Here is an 18461-nt window from a genome sequence, read left to right on the forward strand (position 1 = left end):
TCCGGCGGCCCCGCAACAGGCGGAGCGCTCGCCAGGATCCGCGGTCCTCGACGACGAGCGGAGCGCCCGACTCCGCAGGCTCGGCTCACGACTGTTCCCCCACAGGCGTGAGCTCTCCACAGATCCCGCCCCGGCACGTTCGCGTCGCTCTGAAGCGCCGACGATGGAGGTCATGCGGCACGCCATCACGATTCCGGAAGCGCGGGCGCTCCTTCGATCGCGACAGGACCTGTTCGTCGGCGGGATGTCCGATCGCGTGATTTCGCGCGCGGTCGCCACTGGCATCCTGCACCGTGTTCGACGAGGCTGGTTCGTGCCCCGTGCCGAATGGGAAAATCTGTGGTCAGAGGGTAGACATCTCGTCCACATCGTCGCCGTCTTCCGGGATGCCCGTGGCTCGAACGCCGTGTTCGCGGGTCTTTCCGCTGCGGTTCTGCACGGACTTCCTCTCTACGGGCTGAGCCCGACGCGCGTCGAGTTGCTTGTCGCGAACCCTCACCACATCCACAGCTCGCCTGACGTGCTGCGGCGTGAAGGAGTCCTTCCCGACTCCGACACGACACTCATCGAGGGGATGCGCGTCACCTCAATGGAGCGAACCGTCGCCGATGTGTTGCGCACCACCTCGCTCGAGGCGGCGGTGGCCATCGCGGATGCGTCGTTGCGCCGGGTCGCCGTGCGGCGAAACACTCAGAACGACGATCTCGCCGACGCCTGGCGGGAACGCATGACCCGGCAACTGCATGCCGTCCGAGGGCAGCGAGGGGTTCGCCAGGCGAGCTGGGTGCTCTGCTTCGCCGACGGTCGTGCGCAATTGCCGGGCGAGAGCGTCAGCCGCGTTCAGTTTCACCGGCTCGGCGTGCGAAACCTCGGACTGCAGGTGCGCGTACCGGCCCCGCGCGGCGGAAGCTATTGGCTCGATTTTGACCTGAAGGACTTCAACGCCTTCGGCGAGTTCGACGGCGAGCGCAAATACACGGACGAAGAGCTGCGCTCGGATCGGAGCATCCAGAAGGTGATCCTGGACGAGAAGTATCGCGAGGACTGGATCCGCGGCATCACCGGCCGACCACTGTACCGATGGGGAGACAAGCACATCGACTCTGCCGACACGCTCGGTCACCGCCTTCGCGCGTTCGGCCTCGCTCTTCCCCTTTGACTGAGGTACGCCTGCGTCGACGGATGCCGTGCCTCTCCCGCGCGGTCCCGCCCCGGTTCCAGCGCCGCCGCGTCCTCACCGCGACGATCCACTCGAGGCCGTGGGGTCTCCGCAACGTCGAGCCACCCGCTTATTGCCGAGCCACCCCTTTGTTTGCGCGAATTGAGGGGTGGTTCGACGACAAACGGGTGGCTCGACGCCAAACGGGTGGCTCGACGCCAACGACCCCGGAAGCCACCCCACCACAGCCACACTCCGCGGCCGAAAGCCCGCCGGCTCTACCCGCGGGCGGAGTGCCCTGCGCTACGCCGCCGCCGCGGACTCCTCCTCCAGCGCCCGGTGGAAGGAGTACTGCGCGTTCGCGAACACCGCATAGAGAAGGATGCCCGGCACGAGCGCCGCACCCAGCACCGGCTGCAGGAGCACCGCCGCCGCGATCAGCCCGACCATGACGAGCGCGACCACACTGAAGTACCAGCGGCGCACCACCAAGTACACGGCCGCCTTCGCTATCGCCCGCAACGACGCGGTCGGGAAGACCACCAGACCGACCACGGTGAAGAGCGCGGCCACCACTGAACCGATGCCGAGCACCGCCAGCAACGGCCCGAGCAGCGGCGCCCACACGGTGCCCGCCATCACCGTGGCATCGAACAGGGCCAGGCCGACCATCACCGCTGTCGCGGCGCCAACCACGAAGGCCGCGCCTCCGCGACGGCGATACCCCGACCAGAACGCGGCGAACGGGCGCGCTCGCCCCTCGGCGCGCATCGCTCGGAACACTTCGAACGCGCCGGCGAGTGACGGCGCGAGCGTCAGCGAAAGCAGCAGGAAGAACGGCCAGGATGCTAGCGGGTCGACGGTCACGAACAGTGCGGCCGCGAGCGGTGCGTTGAACGCCACGAGCAGCAGGTCGACCATGAGCAGTGCATAGGCGTAGCCGAAGATGGTCTCCATCGTCTCGTTCCGAAGCCGGAAGAGACCCTGCCGCGGCTTCGCGTCTGCGGCGCGCGCTGGCCGGCCGTCGGTCCCGCGCGTCGGAGCCGTGGCGGTCATCCCTTCATTCCGCTCGTCGCGATGCCGCTGATGAAGTAGCGCTGCCCCGCCAGGAAGATGACCAGAATCGGGACGATCGAGATCACGGATCCGGCCATGATCATGGCGTACTGGGCGGAGTACTGGCCGATGAACGACCTCAGTCCGATCTGCACGGTCCACAGCTCGTTGCTGGAGAGGTAGATGAACGGGCCCATGTAGTCGTTCCACGTGTTCACGAACGTGAGCAGGGCGAGCGACGCGAGCGCCGGCTTCGACAGCGGCAGGATGATGCGGGCCCAGATGCCGTAGTCGCTGAGGCCGTCGATGCGGGCGGCCTCGTTGAGCTCATCGGGAATGGTCATGTAGTACTGCCGCATCAGGAACACGCCGAAAGCACCGAATGCCTGCAGCAGGATGAGCGCGAGGAACGTGTTCGTGAGCCCCGCCTTCTGCATCATCATGTACTGCGGGATCATGTAGGCCTGCCACGGCACCGCGATGGTCGCGATGTAGGTGAGGAACAGGGCATCCCTCCCCGGGAAGCGCACCTTCGAGAATCCGTACGCGGCGAAGCTGCCGGTGAGCACCTGAAGGAACGTGATCACGACCGCCAGAATGGCGGAGTTCATCAGGTAGCCGGCCATCGGGACCTGCGTCCAGATGTTCTGGTAGTTGCTCCAGACGAACTCTCTCGGAATCCACTGGATCGGCACCGTGAGCACCTGGTTGTCATGCTTGAACGACGACGACAGCATCCAGATGAACGGCAGCAACACCACGGCCAGAAGCACGACCAGCAGCACGTACATCGCGGCCTTGCCGAGACGGGAACGGATGCGGCGCTGCCCGCGCCGCTGCGGACGGGACGACGGATGCGTGCGCCCGGTCTCGAGCTCCTGCGCGAGATCCGAGGTCAGGGTGGACATCAGCGTTCCCTCCTCTGCTGGATGCGGAACTGGAAGACGGTCACGATCAGCACGATCACGAAGAGCACCAATGAGATGGCGGACGAATAGCCGAACTGCCCGTTGATGATGCCGTCCTGATAGATGAGCTGGGAGAGCACGAGGGTCGCGCGGCCCGGGCCGCCCTGCGTCATGACGAAGATGAGGTCGAAGACCTTGAAGCTCGACACGCTGAGCAGCACGAGAACGAGGAAGGTCGTGGGCCGCAACGACGGCAGCGTCACGTTCCAGAACTGACGCCACCGCCCGGCGCCGTCGACGGAAGCGGCCTCGTAGTACTCCTGCGGAATGGCCTGGAGCCCCGCCAGGAACAGCACCATGTAGTAGCCCATGTCGCGCCACACGGCGGTGATGATGACCGCGGGAAGAGACCAGGCCGTGCTCGCCGTCCAGCCGGGCGGGTTCGCAATGCCGATCAGGTGAAGGAACTGGTTGATCGGGCCGCTCGTGGGGTCGAACAGCATGTTCCACACGATCGCGATCGCGACCAGCGAGGTGATGTAGGGGAAGAAGATCGCGACCCGGAAGAACGCGATCCCGCGCAGCTTCTGGTTCAGCAGCAGGGCGAGTCCGAGCGAGATCGCCAGCGTCAGCGGCACGTGCCCGAGCGCGAACAGCAGCGTGTTGCTGAGGGCCACGTGAAAGTTGTCGTCGCCGAACAGACGCACGAAGTTCGAGAATCCGGCCCAGGTCGGCGGGTTGTAGGCATCCCAGTGCATGAACGCCAGCACGAACGCGGCGATCACCGGGATCAGGGTGAAGAGGGCGAAGCCGAGGAAGTTCGGCAGGATGAAGCTCCAGCCGACCAGGATGCTACGGCGGCGCATCCTCCGGCTCGCAGTTCGCCGCGCGGGCGCTCCCGACGGCGGGGCCGCACTGTCGCGGCGTTCGGTGATGGTCGTCATGGTGTCACTCCCGGTTCAGCGGAACCGCTCCGTTCTGTCGTGAACCTGTGTTCTGTCGTGAACCTGTGGGACGGCCGGCACCGGGAGCATTCCGGTGCCGGCCGCCTCGGGCGGATGCGTACTACTGGTTCAGCACTTCCGACTTCACGCGGCTCTCCATCTCGGAGATTCCGGCGTCGACCGACTTGCTTCCGGTCATGATCAGCTGGTGCTCCTGGTTGAGCACGTTGCCGATTGCGGCGGCGTTCGGGCCTGTCGGCCCGTCAGGCCGGATCACGTCCGGGTTGAAGGCCTTCTTCGACAGCGCGTCCTGCGGCATGCCGTCGAGCCCGAAGTACTCATCGGTGATCGCCGTGCTGTGATACGCCGGGACGATGCCGATGGATGCCACGGCCTTCGCTCCGTCGGGACCCGCAGCGAACTTCAGGAACTTCTTGGCGGCATCCACGTGCTTGGAGTTCTTGTTGATGCCGAACCCGGTCGGGCCGCCCATCGTCGTCACCTTGTCACCCGAGGCGATCTGCGGAGTGGGAGCGATGCCCCAGTCGACGTTCGTCGTGCCGGCCTTCGCGTCGGCGAGCAGTGGCGCGATCAGCCAGGTGCCCATCGGAACCATGGCGGCCTTCTGCGTCTCGAACATGGTCTGGTAGCTCGTCTGCTGGCTGTTCGCCGTGGCCCAGTTCATGATCGTGCCGTCCTTCTGCAGGTCGAGCGTGAGGTTGTACTGGTCCTTCATCCACGAATAGCTGGGCTTGTCGTAGTTCTTGTTCTGCTGAGCGGCGGCGAAGCCCTGCACCATGGAGTTCCAGGTGTGGATGTAGGCTCCGTAGACCTTGTCGGCGCCGGTGCCCTTGGTGAGCTTCTTGGCGTCGGCGGCGAACTCGTCCCAGGTGAGGTTCTCGGGGTCGGCGATGCCGGCATCCTTGAACATCGTCTTGTTGTAGAAGAGCACGTTGAAGTCCTGGCGATACGGCACGGCGTAGTAGGTGCCGTCGGATTTGTAGTCGTCGAGCGCCGGAATCTTGTCATCGGGCAGCGACTTGGCCACGTCGTTCACGGAGACGAACTGCTTCTTCTGCGCGTAGCCGCCGAAGTCGGTGAGGTTCTTCACGGTGATGATGTCGGTGGTGTCGCCGCCGGCCAGCATGGTGGTGACCTTGTCCTCGTAGTTCGCCGCGAGGATGTCCACCGGCTGGATCGTGATGTTCGGGTTCGCCTTCTCGAACGCGGTGAAGAGAGCCTTGAACTCCGGCGTCTGCTTGTAGTTCCACACGGAGACGCGCAGCGTGGTCTTGCCGCCGCTGGAGCCGTCGGACGCGGAGGATGACGTGCCCGCGCAGCCGCTCAGCGCGAGCGCGAGCGCAGCCGTGACCGCGCCCGCGGCGATCAGTGAGCGTTTCATGAGGAATAACTCCTTTGTTATCGGTGTCGTGGGTTGGGGTTGGGGTCGAGAGCGCCGTCAGGCGCTCAGTTGCAGGTCTTCGCTGGTGAACTCGTCGAGCAGCGGCACGTCGCTGACGTAGCGTTCGAGCTCGTCGAGGGCGGCATCCGTCATGCGGTGCAGTTCGGAGCCGAGGGAGCCGGCCAGGTGCGGCGTGATCATCACGTTGGGTAGCGAGAAGAGCACGGAGTCCGCGGGGAGCGGTTCCGGCTCCGTGACGTCGAGCATGGCGTTGATGCGGCCGGTGGCGCATTCCGCCTCGAGGGCTGCCGTGTCGACGAGGCTGCCGCGCGCAGTGTTGATCAGGGTGGCGTGGTCGGGCAGGGCGGCCAGCTCGCGAGCACCGATCATGTTCCGGGTCGACGGGAGGGCGGGAGCGTGCAGCGAGAGCACGTCGACGCGCGGAAGCAGATCGTCGAGCTCCACGAGCTCAGCGCCGGACGCACGCACCTCGTCGGGGTCGGCGTACGGATCGGAGACGAGGCAGGTGACGTCATCGAGCTGGCGAACGAGGTCGACGACACGACGGCCGACACGGCTGAAACCGACGACGCCGATCGTGCGGCCCAGATTCGTCAGCTCGCCGTAACGCTGCACGGTGAGGTCGTTGGCCCGGCGTGCCTGAGGATCGGCCGCGATGAACGGTGCCTTCTTGCCCGCGAAGATGATGGCCGCGAGGGTGAACTCCGCGACAGGTACGGAGTTCGCCTCGGCCACGTTGGAGGCGCGGATGCCGCGACGCCAGAACTCGTCGGTGACGATGCCGCGCACAGTGCCCGCGCAGTGCAGCATGGCCTCGAGCCGAGGCATGCGGTCCAGCCGAGCTGCATCGAGTTGCGGAGCACCCCAGCCTGTCAACAGCACCTCGACTCCCGCGAGTCGCCCGGCCAGCGCAGGATCGTCGAGATCATCGGCGAACACCGGATCGGGCAGATCGGCGAGTCGGGAGAGCCGCTCCAGCCGAGCCTGATCGAACTGCGCGTGGAAGACGTCGCGCGACATCACCACGAGCGCCACGGGCATCTGCCCGGCGGTCGCGTTCGGTGAGGTCGGGCTCGGGGTGGTCATGGTGGGGAGGCTCCTGAAGGTTCATCGACCGGATTTGCGACTCGCCATTGCATCGTCGCGATTGACAGTAGATACTCATTCCCGATCGAGAACAAACAAGTCGATCACACTCGAACATCAAAATACAAACACGATCGGATTGCAGGTCAGCGACGATGCTGGAACAGCCAGCCGCCCCCACGGGCGCTCCCGACGACAGGTCCCGCGACGAGCCGAGCGCTGCGGCCGCCGCGCTCTCCCGGGTCAACGCGCACGCGGTGCCACCCGCCGGACTCGACGTGGAGCGGTCGGAATTCCGTGGACCTCTCTTCGCGGCCTGGGGCGAGGCGATGCGCGCGCCCGCGCTGGCCGAGACGATCGGAGCGGTCAGCACGACCGAGCAGCGGAGGCGGGTGGGCATCCCCTCGTCGTCCGACCGCGACGTGTGGACCCGCATGGACCGCGCCACCCTCGACGCCATCACCCGGGCGGCCGAGGCGGACCGACGGGGTGCATGGGCGCAGCCGACGGCATCCGACTTCGCGCGGTACGTGCGTGACGGCGATCGCAAGACGTACGAGTCCGCGGTCGGTGCACGACAGCAGCGTCTGACCCGCGCCGTCGTCACGGCCGCCGCCACGGATGACCGCGGCTGGCTCGACGAGGCAGCCGACGGCGTCGTGCTGCTCTGCGAACAGAGCACGTGGTCGTGGGCCGCGCACGATGACGCGCACGCTCGCAAGGGATACGTCCTCGCGGATGCCGCCTCGCCGTATCTCGACCTCGGGGCCGGCGAAATCGTCGCTCAGCTCGGGATCGCGGATCGGGTGCTCGGCGATCGATGGGACGCCACGTGGCCGGGTCTGCGCGAACGAATCCGCTTCGAGGCGGAGACCCGCGTCTTCACGCCGTTCGAAACGCGCGACGACTTCTGGTGGCTCGGCTACTGGCGGGACGTGAACAACTGGAACCCCTGGATCCTCGGCAATGTTCTGCTCGCCGCGGCGCTGCTTCTCGATGACCCCGAGCGGGTCGCGCGCATCGCCGGTCGCGCACTCGACAGCCTGGACCGCTACGTGGCGACTCTGCCCGCCGATGGCGCGATCGATGAGGGCGTCGCCTATTGGTGGAACGGCGCGGCGCGACTGCTCGAGTGCCTCGACCTCGTGGCGCGGCTCACCGACGGGGCGCTCGATGCCGCGGCGGTGCCCGTCGTACGAGAAGTCCTGCGTTTCCCGATGCGCATGCAGCTGGGCGACGGCTGGTACGTGAACGTGGCGGACGGCTGGGCACGCAGTTCGGGCACGGAGCCGTGGCACGTGCCGTTCGCTTGGGGCACGAGGCTCGCCGACGCTCGTGTCGTCGCCTGGGCGAGCGGCGGCCGGCGCGCGGACGGGCCGGTGGCCGATGTGAGCGCGGGCCTGCCGCGGCTGGTGCGTGCGCTCAGCGACGAGGAGTGGCGCGATGCAGTCTCGCGGCCGGCTCCGCTTCCCGCCACGGTCTGGCTGCCATCGGTGCAGCTGCTCGTCGCACGGGCCCGCGCAGGAGAATCGCACGGGCTCGCCCTGGCCGCGAAGGGCGGCACGAACGACGAGAACCATAACCACAAGGACCTCGGCTCCTTCATCGTCGCCTCCGACGGACGCCCGCTCCTCGTCGACGTCGGCAAGCCGACCTACACCGCGCAGACCTTCAGCGAGCACCGCTACGAGATCCGCGCCATGCAGAGCGGGTGGCACAACGCGCCGGCACCGCGCGGGCTGGAGCAAGGGGCGGGGCCGGACTTCCACGCCACGGTGCTGCGGGAACCGCGGGAGGGCGAGCCGGGCCGGCCAGTCCAGGCCGACGGGCCTGGCCAAGCCGGCCGATCCGATCAGGCAAGCCCGCTCGGCCAGTCGGAGCAGTTCCGGGCGGAGGCTGCGCTCCCGGTCGAGCTCCGGCTCGAGCTCGTCGCCGGGTATCCGCTGCCGAACGGCGACGAATGGCAGCGCGACTTGCGGCTCGTGTCCGCGACGCGCATCGAGATCGCCGACCGCTGGAGGTTGGGGCCGCCGGAGCCGCAGTCACGAGAGCCGCAGTCACGAGAGCCGCAGTCACGGGAGACCCGGTCGCAGGAGGTCGGGCGAGCGGATGCCTCCGCCACGCGGGTGCACCTCGTCGCGGCGGGCGAGGTGACCGTGCACGGAATGGAAGCGGTGGTGCGCGACGGCGGCACGGGCATCCGGATCACTACAGCCGAAGGCGTCGCGCCGACGACCGAAGTGTGGGAACTCGACGACCCCGAGCTGATCGAGGTGTGGGGCGAGCGGCTCACGCGGCTGACATACCTGCTGCCGACGCCGGCCGGCACGCTGACCACGGTCGTCGAGGCGCTGAACGCACCGGAGGCGCGAGCATGAGCGGCAACGGCGACCAGCTGTTCGCGCTGCAGCGACGCGAACGCATCATGGACGAGATCCGCGAGCACGGGTCCGTCACGGTGAGCGACATCGCCGGGCGACTCGGGGTGAGCGAGCTCACGATCCGCCGCGACATCAACTCGCTGGCGCAGCAGGGGCTGGTGACCCGCGTGCACGGCGGAGCGACGCTGCGCAGCTCGATCGAACCGGGTCTCGCACCCGGGTTGGCCGGACACGATCCAGCCGTGCCGAAGTACACCATCGGCATGGTCGTGCCCTCGCTCGAGTACTACTGGCCACCGATCGTGAACGGAGCCAGGGCGCAGGCGCTGCAGCTGCGGGCGCGACTCATGCTGCGGGCATCCACGTACGACGCGCGCGACAATCGGCGGCAGGTGGAAGCGCTCGTCAACACTCCGGGGATGCACGGCCTCATCGCGGCACCCGACACCTACGGCGACGAGGGGCTCGAGATGCTGCGCTGGCTCGACTCGCTGTCGATCCCGGTGGTGCTGGCCGAGCGGCGCATCCGTTCCGCGGCGGGCGTGCACAGGCTCGAGTCCGTCGTCACCGACCACGCCGCCGGCACCGCGGAGGCCGTGCGCCACCTGCACGCGGCCGGCCACGAGCGCATCGGCCTGCTGACGCAGTCGGAGTATCCGACGGGGCGCTACGTGCGCCGCGGCTGGCGTGCGACCCTGCGGTCGCTGGGGCTGCCGGAAGACGGTGTGCGGCAGGACGGCATCCGGTTCGATGCGCCCGGCAGAGAACGCGAGATGGATGACGTGCTCGATCGTTGCGCTGCCACCGGAACGACCGCGATCATCGTGCTGCCCGACCCGCAGGCGCTCGCGTTCGAGCAGCATTGCCTCGACCGCGGCGTCCGAGTGCCCGACGACCTCGCCATTGTGGCCTACGACGACGACGTCGCCCGGTTCGGCGATCCCGCGATCACGGCGGTGCGCCCGCCGAAGCAGTCCGTGGGCCGCGAGGCCGTCAACCTGCTCATCGCCCGACTCGAGGCCGGCACCGCCCGTCCCGCGCATCGGGTCAAGCTCAGCCCCGACCTTCACGTGCGCGACTCGTCCATGCCGGCGCGCATCGAGGATGCCGGCACCGAGACATCGGCCGACGGCACCGTCCCGAACACCAGGGCGGCCGCCGACGCCGGCGGCAGCACCATCACCGACACGACACCGGCCACCGCCACCACCGAAAGGACTCCCGCGTGAGCGCGCTCGACCTGCCCGCGGAGAACCGCGAACTCTCCCCCTACACCGGCTGGGGCCGCGAGCACTGGGCGGCGATCGCCGACCACATGCTGCTCTCGCTGCGCCCGTACTTCTCGACGACCCGCAGCCACGTGAACCTGCCCGGGCCGACGAGCTCCAGCGGCGCCGACAGCGACGGGTTCGAAGGGTACGCGCGCTCCTTCATGCTCTTCGCGTTCCGGCTCCACGGTGAGCGGGGCGACGATCCGCACGGCTTCCTGGACTGGTATCGCGCGGGCCTGCTGGCGGGCACCGATCCGGACGGACCAGAGCCGTGGCCCGCGCCGGGCGAGGTGGGCCAGGCGAAGGTGGAGGCGGCATCCATCGCGCTCGGTCTGCAGCTGACGCGTCCCTGGCTCTGGGACACGCTCGCGCCTGCCGAGAAGCAGCACGTCATCGACTGGCTGGCGCAGTCGCCGCACGGCTGGTATCCCGACAACAACTGGCTGTGGTTCCGCATCACGGTCGAGACGTTCCTGGCCTCGGTCGGCGGTCCGCACGACCCCGACCGCGTCATGCACGACCTGGCGACGATCGAGTCGTACTACCGCGCCGACGGCTGGTACGCCGACGGGTCCGTACGCGCCTATGACTACTACTGCGGCTGGGCCATGCACCTCTACCCGCTGATCTGGGTGCTCTCGAATGGCTCCGACGCGTTCGGATCGCGCGCGCTCGATCCCGTGTTCCGCAGCAGATTGACCGAGTTCCTCGACGATTACGTGCATTTCATCGGCGCCGACGGAATGCCTGTGCTCCAGGGACGCAGTCTCGTCTACCGTTTCGCGACGGCCGCGCCGCTCTGGGTCGGTGCGATCACCGGAGCGACCCGTCTGAAGCCGGGCACCATCCGAAGGGCGGCGTCAGGCGTGCTTCGCGCCTTCGTCGAGCGCGGCGCGCTCAACGAGAACGGGCTGCTCACGCTCGGCCTGTTCGGCGAGTGGCCGCAGATGGCGCAGACGTACTCAGGATCGGGATCGCCATACTGGGCGTCGAAGGGCATGCTGGGGCTGCTGCTCCCCGCCGACCACGAGGTGTGGCGCGCCGTCGAGGAACCGCTGCCGATCGAGGTCGGCGACACCCGGCGCGTGGTCCGCGCGGCGGGCTGGCTGATCAGCGGAACCCGAGACGACGGCATCGTGCGGTTGTACAACCATGGTGCAGACCACGCCGTGGCCGGCGACAGGGCCGGGGACTCGCCCATCTACGCGCGGTTCGGGTACTCGAGCGCGAGCATCCCACCCCTCATCGGAGACACCATCGACTCGCCGGTCGACAACTCGGCCGGCGTGTTGGATGCGGGTCGCCTCACGCATCGCACCGGCTTCGACCGCGGGATCGTCGGCGACGACGGCACCGCCGCATACGCCACGTCGGTGACGCACGCGCACTGGGTCGATTCGAGCGGTGACGATGACGGCCACGATCACGGGTCCGGGCGCGAGGGCATCGTCGTCGATGCCCCCGATCTGCGAACGGCCTCCATCGTGCGTGGTGCATGGGAGGTGCGCGCCGTTCGGCTGTCGGATGCCGCGCCCTCCGTCTCGCGCGTACGCGTCAGCGGGTGGCCGGTTCCGTCCGCGGCGGCCGGGACCAGCATCGACATCAGCACCGATGCCGACGCCGACGCCGGGAGCACGGTTGTCACCGTCGAAGCCGAGGGTCTGGTCTGCGAGTTGATCGCGCTGAGCGAGGGCGGACATCCGTCGGTGCATGAGGAGAGCGGAACGTCGCCGATCGGCGCCGTGACGACCGTGCCCTGGATGGAGTTCGAGCTCGCGCCGGGTGAGACTGCCATCGTGGCGTCGCGGCTGGCTCGAAGCGCATCCGCTGCACATGCTCGACCGCGAGCCCGGGCGGTCGGCACCTCGAGATCCGCCGTGCTCAGGGTGACGTGGGACGACGGGACCAGCACCGTCACCTTCTGACCCGATTAGCCACGTCGTGCGGTTGCTGTCGCTGTCGTCGTCGCTGTCACGATTGCCGTCGCGGTCGTCGTCGCGGTTGTCGTCGCTGTCGCGGTTGCGGCTGCGTTCGCAGCGTTCGCCCCGTGCCAACAGGACATCGGCTCGAGAACATGCCGAATCGGCATGCTTTCGGCAGGAAGGCGCTTTCTGTCCTGTTGGCGCGAGACGCCCGGTGCGAAAGGTCTGACGCGAAACGGCCGTTGGGAAACGGCGGAGCGAAACAGCGGAGCGAGACGACCGGGGCGAAGGGCCGACGCGAAGGGGCCGCTACGGCGTGCTGTCGCGCAAGGTCACGGTTCCGCGGATCGGCTCCGCAGCGGCCCCGTCGTCGGCCAGCGCCAGCTCCAATGACCGCTCCCCCAGGTCGCGCAACGGCAGCGAAACCGTGCTCAGCGACGGAACGACGTCCTGCAGCATCTCGATGTCGTCGAACCCCGCGACGGCGACGTCGCGGCCCGGCGCGAGGCCACGCTCGCGCATGGCCGTCATCGCACCGACGGCCATCACATCGGTGACCGCGAAGACGCAGCCCGGGCGGACGCCCGCATCCAGCAGCCGAAGCATGTCGCGGTAGCCCGCATCACGTGAGAATCCGCCGGTGACGATGGCCGAGGCATCCGGGCGGATGCCGTGTTCCGCCAGGCCCTTCAGGAACCCCGCGGCGCGGTCTGCGGCGGTCGTCAGGCCGGTCGGTCCGGCCAGGACGGCGAAGTCGCGGTGACCGCGCTCGACGAGCGCGTCCGCCAATGCCGACGCGCCTTCCGCGTTGAGCACGGGCACGGCGCGGAAGGCGCCGGCTCGCGCCCCGATGAGCACGACGCGGCCGCCCTGCTGCTCGACCGCGCGCAGCTCACCCGCGATCGCGGCCTCGGTCTTCTCGTCGACGAACCGGCTGCCGACCACGATCACAGCCGCGGGACGCTGGCCGCGGAGCGCCGCGATCGTCTCCACCACCTGCTCGGGCTCGGTGCCGGCGCCCGACATGGTGACGGTGAAGCGGTGGCGAGACGCGGCATCCATCACGCCTGCGGCGATCGCAGAGAAGTACGGGTCGGCGATGTCACCCAGCACCAGAGACACGGTGCGGCTGGTGCCCCGCGCCACCGCCTGCGCCTGCACATTGGCTGTGTAGTTGAGTTCACGGGCGGATGCCTCGACTCGTGCCTTCAACTCCGGGTTGACGATGCGTGTGCTCCCGTTGAGCGCGCGGGACGCGGTGGCCAGTGAGACGCCGGCGTGCCGTGCGACGTGCGCCAGCGTGATGGTCGATCTGTTCTGCTCGCCATGCGCATCGCTTTGTGTCACACCCGCTCCTCCGTCGCCACGCGGAATGTCTTCCGCCCGCGACGATTGTCCCGCATGATGGCCGGGCGAGCGCGAACGCCCGCCCGAACTCATTTGATGCCGGTGGTGGCGATGCCTCGGATGAGGAAGCGTTGGCCGATGAGGAAGGCGAGGAAGACGGGTATCAGCGAGACGACGGACATGGCGAACAGCGCTCCCCAGTCGCCGCCTGTCTGGTTGTCGATGAATTGGCCTAGGGCGACCTGCACCGTCCAAGTGTGCGGCTGCGTGAGGTAGACGATCGGGCCGAAGAACTCGTTCCACATCCAGATGAACGTGAAGATCGTGGTGGTGGCTAGTGCTGGTGTCATCAGGGGCAGGATGACGCGGAAGAAGATGCGCGGATGTCCGCAGCCGTCGATCCTGGCGGCTTCGTCGAGTTCGCGCGGGATCGCGCGGATGAACTGCACCATCAGGAAGATGAAGAACGAGTCCGTGCCGAGCACTTTGGGCAGGATCAGGGGCCAGAACGTGTTCAGCATGTGCACGAACGAGAACATGATGTACTGCGGCACCAGGGTGACTTGGAACGGCAGCATGATGGTCAGCAGCATGATCGTGAACGCGAGCCGCTTGAAGCGGAACTCGAGGCGGGCGAACGCGTAGGCGGCCAGGGAGCAGGCGAACAGGTTGCCGAGGATGGCGCCGATCACGATGATGATCGAGTTGCCCAGGTACAGGCTGAACGGGTCCGAGAGCGCGTTCCAGCCGGTTGCGTAGTTCTGCACCTGGAAGCTGTCCGGAATGATGGACGGGTTCGTGAAGATCTCGCTGTTGGGTCGCAGCGAACTGACGACCATCCATAGCAGCGGGTACAGCATCAGCAGCGCCAACGCGATCATGATCACGTGCTTGGCGATGCTCCAGGCGGAGCGTTTGATGCCGCGCGAGGCATCCCGCTGGGCTCGGTTCCGACCGTTCGCCGGGACCGTGAGGGCTCTGGTTGCAGTCTCAGTTGTCATAGAACACCCAATACTTCGAAGTGACGAACGTCACAGCCGTGATGATGGCGATGATGATGAACAGCAGCCACGCCATCGCGGACGCGTAACCCATGTCGAACTGGTTGAAGCCCTGCTGGTAGAGGTAGAGCGTGTAGAACATCGTCGAGTCCGAGGGACCCCCGGTGCCGCCGGAGACGATGAACGCCTGCGTGAAGGACTGGAACGCGCCGATCAGCTGCAGGATCACGTTGAAGAAGATGATCGGGCTCAGCATCGGCAGCGTGATGCGCAGGAACCGCTTCCACCGGCCCGCACCATCGATCGACGCCGCCTCGTAATACATGTCCGGAATCTGCCGTAGCCCGGCCAGGAAGATGATCATCGGAGCACCGAACGTCCACACGTTCAGCAGAATGATCGTGCCCAACGCAAACTGCGGGTCCGAGATCCACCCCGGCAGGTTGTGCAACCCCACCAGCCCCAGCGCCTGGTTCACCAGGCCGCCCTGACCGAAGATCTGCCGCCACAGAATCGCCACCGCCACCGAACTACCCAACAGCGACGGCAGATAGAACACCGACCGGTAGAACGGCAGCGCCCGCATCCCCTTGTCCAACACCAACGCCGCCGCCAACGCGACCACCAACTGGATCGGCACCGACACGAACACATACTCGAACGTCACCCGCAGTGAGTTCAGCAGGCGCGGATCGTTGAACATCCGCACATAGTTCTGCACCCCGATGAAGTCCGGAGTCTGAATCAGGTTGTAATTCGTGAACGACAACCACAGCGACGCCAACATCGGGCCCGCGGTGATCAACACCACACCCAGCAACCACGGCAACAAGAAGAAGAACGCCGCCTTGTTGTCGCGTTTGCCCTGCGACTTCGCCGATCTAACCGATCGGAGTTCCTCGAAGACGCTCACATGAGCCCCCTTGTAATCGACGTTGAGTACGCGGTGCGGATCGTCGGGCGACCCGTTCGGATGGTCTGGACTTGCCTGCGCGACGTCCGGCGGAAAGCGCTTCCCTGCGGTTGTCGGGCCAACAGTACGCGTGGGCGCCTTCTCGAGTCAAGCCGACTCAGAAAACGCTTTCTTAGCTTAGCAGTCATCATGGTGTTTCTCTCAACCTTTGATCTGCACACATGCCGCTCTACGCACCGGCGCCCATGGACGAGGATCGCGCGGTGTCGCGCAGAACGATCTCGCAGCGGAAGTGCTGCGATGCGGTCATCTCGCCGCGGAACCACAGCAGCGCGACCCTGCTCGGGTCGCCCGGCGCCACGATCGGCCTCAGGTTGTCGACTTCGCTGTCCTGCGTGACGGCGACCCAGGTCCACGAGGCCCCGCCGTCCGCCGTCGTGCCCGCGTAGATCTCGTGATGCGGCGTCTCGGCGCCGGAGCGAGGGTCGAAGGGCGTCGACATGTACACGGAGTTCACGTCGTACGGGTCGATGACGGCGAGCCCCGTGTAATCCTGCTCGTGCGGGAGGAGGCCGGCTCCGGCCTTCCCCAATGAATGCCGCGTCCATCCTCGTCCGGGATCCTGCCGGGCGTAGACGAACCGATGGTCGAGCACAGGCCGCAGACGCGAGAACTCATCCTCCGGATCGGCGGGCCGATCGTCGCCGCGTGCCGTGATCGTCGCGGCGATGGTGCCGTCCGGCGCTCTGCGGATGTCCGAGGTCCACGCGTGCGTGAGCGCCACTTCACCGAGCCGCTCACCCGCGTTCAGCACGGTTGTCAGCTCGACCTGTGACGGGGCATCCCCCGCCGCGTCGAATGGACGAGCCTGTACCGGCGATGCGTCGGAACGGTGAAGGATGCCGCCGGCCAGATACCCGTGATAGATCGAATTGTCGTAGTCGCGCGGGTGGTGATCGGTCGTGATCAGATCGATCCGGTCTTCGCCGGCGGCATACCGGGTGTAGCCGTTGACGTAGCCGACCTTGGGACGCGTGAACAGCTTGCCCGCATACGCCCAGCTCTCTCCATCGTCGTCCGACACGAGGGCGCAGGGATCGTCGTTGACCGCCCGACTGAAGCAGTAGAGCCGGCCCTCGAGCTCGTGCAGGTTGGCGTACGTGACGCCGCGGTGCTCCGTGTACGCCGACCAGTCGAATGTTCGCTCGGGCCCCCATGCGGTCGGATCATTCGGCTCGCTGATCCGCCAGCGCAGCAGGTCGTCCGTCTTGTGCTTGGTGTACGCGGCGAGCCAACGGCCGTCTTCACGGCGCCACAGCGCGGGCACATCGTGGTCATCGACCTCGAACGCGTCGTGCAGCACGACGACCCGGGCCGTGCACGAGGCGAGGTCGACGACAGTCAACTCGACGTTGCCGGCACGCCTTTCGCCGTCGGGTCCTTCGGCCGCCGCGATGGACCCGACCACCAGTGCCTGCGTCTCCGGGTCGACGAGCGCACGCTCGTCCTGGAACCAGCACCAGGCTCCGTTGTCGTTGATGACGTAGTCCAACTTGCCCTTCCTTTCGAATCGTACGGGCATGGCGGCAGCCTCTCATTCGCCCGCACGGATGTGCCGGCCCGAGCAATCGAGACCGCTCGGGCCGGCATCGTGCGATTACGTGAACGCTCCGCTACGAGTTGCTGTCGAGCAAGCTCTGCACCTCGGCCCTGAAGGCCGAGGCGGCCGCGCTCGGCGTCGCGCGCCCGAAGACCACATCCTCGGTGTGGCGTTGCGCCACCTGCGCAACCGTGCTCGTGCCCTTCGGAGGGATGGGCGGCACCCAGGAGATCTCGCTCTTGACGTTCTGCATATAAGTGACCGCTCGCTGATCGGTCTTCGCAAGCAAGGGAGTGATGGCCTTGATGACCTTCTCATTCGTCGGGATGCCACGATCGACGAGTTGAAGCTTGGCGGCGGAGACATTGTTCAGGAAGTAGTCGATGAGGCCGCCCGCCTGCGCCGGATACTTGGTCTGCGAGCCGACGGACCAGTACATCGACGGTTTGAAGTACAAGCCGTTCTTCTTGGCCGATCCCGAAACGCTCGGCGGGCGCAGCAACACCAGATCTCCACCGTTCGCCGCCGCCAGCGCAGTGAGCTGGGTGTTCCAGTGCCAACCCATGGCCGACTTGTTCGTGCCGAACAGTTCCTGCTGCACCGAAGTGGCGATGTCGTTCGTGTACTGGTCATCGGTGGGACCACCACCCGACGCGAACAGCTTCTTGACCATCGCGAACCAGCTCGCCACGGTCTTCGCCGAGAAGCCGAGCTTGCCCTTCGCCGTGTAGAGCTGTTCGCCGTGCTGCTTCAGCCAGATCTGCACGTCCTGATCACCTCCGAACCACGAGGTTCCCGTGAACGCGCCGTGCGACGCCTTGGCGAGCTTCGCGCTGAGATCGATGTAGTCGTCCCAGGTCCACGTCTTGTCGTCAGGGAGATCGACGCCCGCCTTCGTGAACAGCGTCTTGTTGGCGAGCACCGCGTAGACCGTGTTCCCCGCGGGGATGCCGTACAGCTTGCCATCCAAGGTCCCGGCCGCCAACGAGGACTTCAGCGGCCCGACGTCGATACTCCCCACCTTCGACATGTCGAGGAGCGCGCCGCGGCCGCCGTACTCGGCGATGTACGCCTGGTCCATCTGGATGACGTCGGGCTCGGTGTGACCCGCGACCTGCGTCGAGAGCTTGGTCCAGTACGTGGCCCACTCGCCAGGCGCTCGGTTCACCGTGATCTTGGAGTGCGCGTTCGTGTAGTCCTTCACGATCTCGCCGGTGTACTTGGTACGCACCGGGTTCGTCCACCACGCGAGGTTCACCGTCGCCTTCCTAAAGGCATCGCCTGCAGCAGCAGTGGATGCGCCGCCGCTGTCCGGAGTCGCGGACGTACCGCACCCTGCGAGCAGGATGCTCGTGCCGATTCCCGTGAGCGCAAGAGCACCGAATTGGCGCCGAGAGAGTTGCTGTGACATAAGTGGCCTCCTTGCCATGCTGTGGTCGGGCGAGAGTCC

14 protein-coding genes are annotated in these 18461 nt (G+C 67.0%); 4 read left to right on the forward strand and 10 right to left on the reverse strand.

The window, feature by feature from the left end; all coding sequences use genetic code 11:
* Positions 1–172 precede the first annotated feature (172 nt).
* The gene (locus tag H623_RS20530; protein WP_022901927.1) at positions 173–1159 is read left to right on the forward strand and encodes a type IV toxin-antitoxin system AbiEi family antitoxin domain-containing protein; all 987 of its coding nucleotides are present in this window, start codon (positions 173–175) and stop codon (positions 1157–1159) included.
* A 303-nt stretch (positions 1160–1462) separates the two neighbouring features.
* Here H623_RS20530 and H623_RS0115950 read toward each other — a convergent pair whose 3' ends face one another.
* From H623_RS0115950 to H623_RS0115970, 5 genes are all read right to left on the reverse strand, one after another.
* A complete protein-coding gene (locus H623_RS0115950) occupies positions 1463–2215 on the reverse strand; it encodes a YesL family protein (RefSeq protein ID WP_022901928.1) in 753 nt (250 codons plus the stop codon).
* Entirely contained in the window at positions 2212–3123 is a 912-nt protein-coding gene (locus tag H623_RS0115955) for a carbohydrate ABC transporter permease (protein ID WP_022901929.1), read from the reverse strand. Before H623_RS0115955 ends, H623_RS0115950 begins: the two co-directional genes overlap by 4 nt.
* Positions 3123–4067, reverse strand: a complete 945-nt coding sequence (locus H623_RS0115960) for a carbohydrate ABC transporter permease (protein ID WP_022901930.1) — start codon at positions 4065–4067, stop codon at positions 3123–3125. Before H623_RS0115960 ends, H623_RS0115955 begins: the two co-directional genes overlap by 1 nt.
* Positions 4068–4188: 121 nt before the next feature.
* Entirely contained in the window at positions 4189–5469 is a 1281-nt protein-coding gene (locus H623_RS0115965) for an ABC transporter substrate-binding protein (RefSeq protein WP_022901931.1), read from the reverse strand.
* A gap of 57 nt (positions 5470–5526) precedes the next feature.
* Positions 5527–6576 (reverse strand): hydroxyacid dehydrogenase, encoded by a 1050-nt coding sequence (locus tag H623_RS0115970; RefSeq protein ID WP_022901932.1) that lies wholly within the window; start codon positions 6574–6576, stop codon positions 5527–5529.
* Between the two features lie 155 nt (positions 6577–6731).
* On the opposite strand from H623_RS0115970, the gene H623_RS20535 reads away from it, so the two are divergent.
* Genes H623_RS20535 through H623_RS0115985 form a run of 3 tightly spaced genes read left to right on the forward strand, consistent with a single transcriptional unit; the run spans position 6732 to position 12153 of the window.
* Positions 6732–8954, forward strand: coding sequence for a heparinase II/III family protein (locus H623_RS20535; RefSeq protein ID WP_022901933.1), 2223 nt, complete (start codon positions 6732–6734; stop codon positions 8952–8954).
* Positions 8951–10186 (forward strand): substrate-binding domain-containing protein, encoded by a 1236-nt coding sequence (locus H623_RS20540; RefSeq protein ID WP_084486107.1) that lies wholly within the window; start codon positions 8951–8953, stop codon positions 10184–10186. The genes H623_RS20535 and H623_RS20540 overlap by 4 nt, the downstream gene beginning before the upstream one ends.
* Positions 10183–12153, forward strand: coding sequence for a DUF2264 domain-containing protein (locus H623_RS0115985; RefSeq protein WP_022901935.1), 1971 nt, complete (start codon positions 10183–10185; stop codon positions 12151–12153). Before H623_RS20540 ends, H623_RS0115985 begins: the two co-directional genes overlap by 4 nt.
* 306 nt (positions 12154–12459) lie before the next feature.
* Here the strand turns inward: H623_RS0115985 and H623_RS0115990 are convergent, their stop codons facing one another.
* The 5 genes from H623_RS0115990 to H623_RS0116010 all read right to left on the reverse strand — a co-directional run bounded on the left by H623_RS0115990 (position 12460) and on the right by H623_RS0116010 (position 18422).
* Positions 12460–13497 carry a LacI family DNA-binding transcriptional regulator gene (locus tag H623_RS0115990; RefSeq protein WP_022901936.1) on the reverse strand — a complete coding sequence of 346 codons (1038 nt, stop codon included), beginning with the start codon at positions 13495–13497 and terminating at the stop codon, positions 12460–12462.
* An 89-nt stretch (positions 13498–13586) separates the two neighbouring features.
* Positions 13587–14498: a carbohydrate ABC transporter permease gene (locus H623_RS0115995; protein ID WP_022901937.1), complete on the reverse strand. Its 912-nt coding sequence runs from the start codon at positions 14496–14498 to the stop codon at positions 13587–13589.
* Positions 14488–15411 (reverse strand): carbohydrate ABC transporter permease, encoded by a 924-nt coding sequence (locus H623_RS0116000; RefSeq protein ID WP_022901938.1) that lies wholly within the window; start codon positions 15409–15411, stop codon positions 14488–14490. The genes H623_RS0115995 and H623_RS0116000 overlap by 11 nt, the downstream gene beginning before the upstream one ends.
* Before the next feature lie 229 nt (positions 15412–15640).
* Positions 15641–16993, reverse strand: coding sequence for a BNR-4 repeat-containing protein (locus tag H623_RS0116005; RefSeq protein ID WP_051143295.1), 1353 nt, complete (start codon positions 16991–16993; stop codon positions 15641–15643).
* 91 nt (positions 16994–17084) lie between these two features.
* The gene (locus tag H623_RS0116010; protein ID WP_022901940.1) at positions 17085–18422 is read right to left on the reverse strand and encodes an ABC transporter substrate-binding protein; all 1338 of its coding nucleotides are present in this window, start codon (positions 18420–18422) and stop codon (positions 17085–17087) included.
* Positions 18423–18461 lie beyond the last annotated feature (39 nt).

It is taken from the genome of Humibacter albus DSM 18994, from assembly GCF_000421825.1.
Classification (GTDB): domain Bacteria; phylum Actinomycetota; class Actinomycetes; order Actinomycetales; family Microbacteriaceae; genus Humibacter; species Humibacter albus.

What these genes read in the sequence shown, in the direction of transcription:
- H623_RS20530 (WP_022901927.1), top strand. Translation starts at nt 173, where the DNA reads ATGCGGCACGCCATCACGATTCCGGAAGCGCGGGCGCTCCTTCGATCG.
- H623_RS0115950 (WP_022901928.1), bottom strand. Translation starts at nt 2,215, where the DNA reads ATGACCGCCACGGCTCCGACGCGCGGGACCGACGGCCGGCCAGCGCGC.
- H623_RS0115955 (WP_022901929.1), bottom strand. Translation starts at nt 3,123, where the DNA reads ATGTCCACCCTGACCTCGGATCTCGCGCAGGAGCTCGAGACCGGGCGC.
- H623_RS0115960 (WP_022901930.1), bottom strand. Translation starts at nt 4,067, where the DNA reads ATGACGACCATCACCGAACGCCGCGACAGTGCGGCCCCGCCGTCGGGA.
- H623_RS0115965 (WP_022901931.1), bottom strand. Translation starts at nt 5,469, where the DNA reads ATGAAACGCTCACTGATCGCCGCGGGCGCGGTCACGGCTGCGCTCGCG.
- H623_RS0115970 (WP_022901932.1), bottom strand. Translation starts at nt 6,576, where the DNA reads ATGACCACCCCGAGCCCGACCTCACCGAACGCGACCGCCGGGCAGATG.
- H623_RS20535 (WP_022901933.1), top strand. Translation starts at nt 6,732, where the DNA reads ATGCTGGAACAGCCAGCCGCCCCCACGGGCGCTCCCGACGACAGGTCC.
- H623_RS20540 (WP_084486107.1), top strand. Translation starts at nt 8,951, where the DNA reads ATGAGCGGCAACGGCGACCAGCTGTTCGCGCTGCAGCGACGCGAACGC.
- H623_RS0115995 (WP_022901937.1), bottom strand. Translation starts at nt 14,498, where the DNA reads ATGACAACTGAGACTGCAACCAGAGCCCTCACGGTCCCGGCGAACGGT.
- H623_RS0116005 (WP_051143295.1), bottom strand. Translation starts at nt 16,993, where the DNA reads ATGCCCGTACGATTCGAAAGGAAGGGCAAGTTGGACTACGTCATCAAC.
- H623_RS0116010 (WP_022901940.1), bottom strand. Translation starts at nt 18,422, where the DNA reads ATGTCACAGCAACTCTCTCGGCGCCAATTCGGTGCTCTTGCGCTCACG.